This is a genomic window from Streptomyces sp. NPDC001750 (assembly GCF_042892615.1).
Classification (GTDB): Bacteria; Actinomycetota; Actinomycetes; order Streptomycetales; family Streptomycetaceae; genus Streptomyces.
In genome coordinates this window covers 1-4,791 of the sequence record NZ_JBIAUE010000079.1, presented here as the reverse complement: position 1 = coordinate 4,791, position 4,791 = coordinate 1, and the positions used below count along the sequence as shown (strand labels likewise).

The following is a 4,791-nucleotide window of genomic DNA, read 5'->3' as shown; positions in this document are numbered from 1 at the left end:
GTTCCCACTCGGCATCACTCAGATCACCCCGCCCCATGCCCACATCAACGACCCAGGCGCAAGGCAGTCACATGATCGACCGGACAAGTCCTAGGCTGCCCTGCCGTCCTGGGAACGAACCAAGATCAGCGGGTTAGGTGGACGTGCGACGCCAAGCAAAACCGCGGCTCTCATCACTCATGGGCTCATCGTGGCATGCCCTGTCCGGGGCTTGCAGGGTGCATCTTGGTCCACAACCCGACGACGCCGCTTCATGCGACGACCGGCTTGGCTACCCTCCTCGACCGCTCCCCAAGATCAGCGCCAGAGCCTCCAGCTCGCGCCCTCCACCTCCCGGCCGCCCACGTCGCAACCTTCGTCCAGGACGGAATCGTCGAGGAACTCGGCCCCCACCACTGCCGACTCACCCTCGGCTCCTGGTCATGGACCGGACTCGCCGCCACCATCGGCCGCTTCGACACCGACATCGACGTCATCGGCCCACCCCAACTGGCCACCGCATTCGCAGACCTCGCAGCCCGCTACACCCGCGCCACACGCACCACAGACCAGAGATCGGTCCGACGCGGTGAGAACGAGGGTGAGCAATAGTCCACGAGTTCCGCGCTCGTCCGCGGCTCCCTGGTGCGGCCGAGAGTGCCTGGACCCGGCCTTGTTACCCCGTTCTTGTCACCTCGTTCGGGTGACCGCAGGCCGTTCGGCTCACCGCTGCTGCCGGTGAGCCGCAGCAAGGGGCGCCAGGTTCCCGAAGCGTCTTCGGCGAGCCGCTGCCAGCGCCCGAGCAGCCCTGGCGCAGCAGAGCCGTGTAACGGTGGGCGCGTCACCCGTTATCCGGGGCTGTCAAGCCTCGATGCAGTTCAGAGCCTTGCTGCCTCTCAAGCCCGCCTCGACCGCCCGCTGTGGCGGGCGGGCTTCGGTGGGATGAGGCCGCCTGGGTCGCGGGCCGTTCCTCGGCAAGGTGCTGCTCACGCTTTGCTCTGGGCGAGTGCGCTCCAGCCGTGTTCCAGGAGGTCGAAGGCCCGGGTGATGGCCTGGCGGGGGTTGTCGTGGGTGTAAACCGCGCAGGGGGCCTCGAGGGCGAAGTGGGCCATGGCGGAGCACGCGGGGTCACCTGCGGCGAGGCCGCTCTCCTCGGCGATGGCCTGGGTGAGTGCGGCGGTGTGGCGCAGCCACATGTTCTGGGCGTAGTCGCGCAGCGCGGGAGTGCTGGCCACCAGGCTGGTGAAGGCGGTGAAGCGGGCGTCGCTGTCAGCGGCGGCCAGCCGGGTGGTCAGGGCGTGTTCCCGCAGTGCGGCGGGGATGGACTGGCCCTTGGGCCGCTCGCGGACGGCGGCGAGCAGGCGGGTCTCCTGGTCGGCGTCCTCGTCGAAGACGAGAGCTTCCTTGACCGGGAAGTGTTTGAACAGCGTTGTGGTGGACACGTCGGCGGCGTCCGCGATCTCGCGAATGCCGACCTCGTCGTATCCGCGCTCCAGGAACAGGCACAGCGCGGCATCGGCGATGGCCTGTCGGGTGGCGGCCTTCTTGCGCTCGCGGCGCCCCATCGGCGCAGGAGAGGGACCTGTTGCGGCGCCGGTCGTAGTGCTGGGCATACCGACACCCTACCTCTTTGGTTAATTAACTTCAAAAGTTGAGTTGTTGCACTTATTGAGTTGGTGTGCTTTTCTGATGTGACGGCCGCGAGGCGCTGCCCGGCCCTTTCTTTCTCAGTGAGACCCCCGCCATCCCATCAGCCACAGGCAGTCGCGGCACCGCTGCACGGAACGAACGGAGCACCACCATGAACACCACTCCCGCACCCCGCATTGCCATCATCGGCGCCGGCCCCGGCGGCCTGACCTGCGCGCGCATCCTCCAGCAGCACGGCATCACCGCCGCCGTCTACGACCGCGAGGCCGGCCCCGACGCCCGCAACCAGGGCGGCACCCTCGACCTGCACGCCGACAACGGCCAGATCGCCCTGCGTGAAGCCGGTCTCCTGGAGGAGTTCTTCCAACTGGCCCGCCCCGAGGGTCAGGAGATGCGTCAGATGGACCCGGCCGGCACGATCCTGTTCCACCACGTCCCCGAGGAGGGCGAGCGGTTCAAGCCGGAAATCGACCGCGGTCAGTTGCGCGGCCTGCTGCTCAACTCGCTGCAGCCCGGCACCGTGCGCTGGGGCCGTACCCTGCAGGCCATCAGCGGCCCCGACGAAGGTCCCCGGCAGCTGCACTTTGCCGACGGCTCCACCGTCGAAACGGACCTCGTCGTCGGCGCCGACGGCGCCTGGTCCAAGGTCCGCCGCGTCATTTCCCCGGCCGTCCCCCAGTACAGCGGCGTGAGCTTCCTGGAAGCCTGGTTCCACCACGTCGAGGCCCAGCACTCCGACATCGCTGAACTGGTCGGCCAGGGCAGCGCCGCAGCAGCCGATGGCGACCGCGGCCTCTTCGCCCAGCGCAACGGCGGCGACCACATCCGCGTCTACATCATCCAGCGGGCCCCGGCCGACTGGATCACCGTCGGCGGCGTCACCCCCCAGGACACCGACGGTATCCGCGCCCTCCTCCTGGAGCGCTACCGCAACTGGTCACCTCGCCTGCGCCAGCTGATCACCGACAACGACGGCCTCTACATCGACCGCTCGATCTTCGCCCTGCCCGTCCCGCACATCTGGGAGCACAGCCCCACAGTGACTCTGCTCGGTGACGCCGCTCACCTCATGCCCCCGCTCGGTGTCGGTGTCAACCTGGCCATGCTGGATGCCTGCGAACTCGCCCTCGCCCTCGCACGCCACGACGCCGTCGACGACGCCATCCGCGCCTACGAAAAGACCATGCTGCCCCGCTCCACGGAGATGGCTCAGCTCCTCGACGGTGCCGCCGAACATCTACTGTCCACCCATTTACCAGACTTCGCTGCCGACGGCAACCACTGACCATCCCTCCACGACGTCCGGGGCGTTTTCGCTGGTCGCGGGCGTGGAGCGGGTACCGGGAGCCGCCACCTCGGAAGGGGTGGTGACGGCGTCGTGCACCCGCTTGCGCTCGCGGTAGGCGGCTTCGCGGCACGCGGGCCGCGAAGCCGCGAGTCCCGGCGGTGGCCGTGTCCGAAGGCGAAGGCTTCCCGCACGCTGGGCAGCGAACGATGAGCTCGGTCTCGACGCCGAGCGTGTACCACAGGCCGACGGCGACGGCCTCGACCTTGTGGCGGCGCCACCGGCGATCGGCCTGCTTGCACGCTGCGGAACAGAACAAGGCGTCAGGCCGCGAACCCGCCCTCAGCCGGTCGCCACAAGCCCGACAGTTCTTCTCCCCGGCCCGCTCGGTGCCCCTGGATACCACGTCGGCGTTGAGGGCCGGGGCGGCATCGCCGCGGCGAATGCCGCGCTGATCGCCGCCCAGGCCAAGGTGCCGATCGTCAGGTACTGGGGGAGGGTCTGCTGGCGTCGGTGGACGGACTGCGGTTCGTCGTCCCGTTCCGCACGATCAGCGCGGCGCCGTCGCCGAAGTACTTCGGGTTCAGGCGCGGCATCACCTGGCTGAACGAGCGCCCCATGCGTTCTGGAGAGCTGACGGCACGCCTTCTCCAAGAACGCCGTGCGTGACCCCGCCTGGCAGGGTGGGCAGCTCGGCCCAGTGAGTCACGGTTTCGTCACTGTCATGGCCGTAGGGCAGGCGGACGACCCCATCGGAGTCGACGAAGCAGTCCCGGTGTTCCGCCCCGTCCTCCTCGCTCAAGTGCCGAGTCGTGAAGTACATCGGCCTCACCAGCCAGAACTCCTCACCCAACTCGCTACCGGACTCATTGGCACTTTTAACCGGGTACCGGCCCGTGATCGCCGCTGCCACCGGTGCACCGTCCCAGGGCAGTCTCTCGCGTGCGTCCACCCACGTCACGACGGTGTTCAAATTCGTCATCTCCATCCTCACTCAGGCACTCGGCACGTCGTCTTTCACCCATACGTTCGGTGCGTCGGCAAGGCACTGCCCCGGCATCCGGTAAGACCGCCCGGCACTCGTGAAGGTTGCTCGAGCCGGAACGAGCACGGCTTCGGACATCTCGGCACATGCATTCGTCATGCCAAGTTGCCCTGCCCGGGAGGCACTCACCCCGAGACGACCGGTCTCTTGAGGAGCGTAACCGTACGCTCGTCAGGGGCAGGGGCAGGGGCAGGGGCAGGGGCAGGGGCAGGGGCAGGGGCAGGGGCAGGGGCGGCCCGTCCAGAAGGTCGTGTTGGCCGCGGCGATGACGGTGTCCAGCCTTTCCTGGGTGTCCACCAGGGTGCCGATCTGGGTGTCGATGCGGTTCTCAGCTCTGCTGAGAGCCGTTCGAGCAGTTCCGGTGTCACCTCGCCGGGTCACGACGCACGGCAGCAGTTCCACGATCGACCTGCTCGCCAGCCCTGCCGCGAACAGGTGTTTTCCACACCGAAGTTGGTGTGACACCACTCACCGTGCCGCGTGTGCCGGTCGGCGGTCCATGCGGGGGCCTGCCCCGGGCATGCGCGAAGCCGGACACCCTGTCGGCACCTGCGGCGGCTGGGCGATCGAGGCGTGGCCGCCCTTCACGGACACGGTGCTGGCGGACGTGCGCGGCTGAGCCCGGCCTCGGGCACCGGCCGGAGAGCGGTTGCCAGGCGGCTGGTCGGCCCACGGCTTCCGCGGGCTGGTCACCATCCGCCGTCAGCCGCGCAGTCCATGGACAGCACGCTCTAGTCTGTATTGCCCTGTGAGGTTGGGGACACGGCTGGCGGGTGGTTGGCCTTTGAGCGCGGTGTGTTCGCGGTGGTGATTGTAGGTGTGCAGCCAGCGG

At 68.5% G+C, this 4,791-nt stretch carries 3 protein-coding genes and 2 pseudogenes; 3 read left to right on the top strand and 2 right to left on the bottom strand.

The window, feature by feature from the left end; all coding sequences use genetic code 11:
- Positions 1-324: 324 nt before the first annotated feature.
- Positions 325-591, top strand: a pseudogene (locus ACFYY6_RS38225) (DNA-binding transcriptional regulator); the annotation flags it as partial.
- A 374-nt stretch (positions 592-965) separates the two neighbouring features.
- Here ACFYY6_RS38225 and ACFYY6_RS38220 read toward each other — a convergent pair.
- Positions 966-1,592, bottom strand: coding sequence for a TetR/AcrR family transcriptional regulator (locus ACFYY6_RS38220; protein WP_351521714.1), 627 nt, complete (start codon positions 1,590-1,592; stop codon positions 966-968).
- 188 nt (positions 1,593-1,780) lie between these two features.
- On the opposite strand from ACFYY6_RS38220, the gene ACFYY6_RS38215 reads away from it, so the two are divergent.
- Both ACFYY6_RS38215 and ACFYY6_RS38210 read left to right on the top strand, forming a co-directional pair.
- Positions 1,781-2,914 (top strand): FAD-dependent oxidoreductase, encoded by a 1,134-nt coding sequence (locus tag ACFYY6_RS38215; RefSeq protein WP_389197761.1) that lies wholly within the window; start codon positions 1,781-1,783, stop codon positions 2,912-2,914.
- A 433-nt stretch (positions 2,915-3,347) separates the two neighbouring features.
- Positions 3,348-3,523, top strand: a pseudogene (locus tag ACFYY6_RS38210) (Tn3 family transposase); the annotation flags it as partial.
- Here ACFYY6_RS38210 and ACFYY6_RS38205 read toward each other — a convergent pair.
- On the bottom strand, positions 3,510-3,896 hold the full coding sequence (locus ACFYY6_RS38205) for an AQJ64_40280 family protein (RefSeq protein ID WP_389197759.1): 387 nt from the start codon (positions 3,894-3,896) through the stop codon (positions 3,510-3,512). The pseudogene ACFYY6_RS38210 and the gene ACFYY6_RS38205 overlap by 14 nt on opposite strands.
- Between the last annotated feature and the right edge of the window lie 895 nt (positions 3,897-4,791).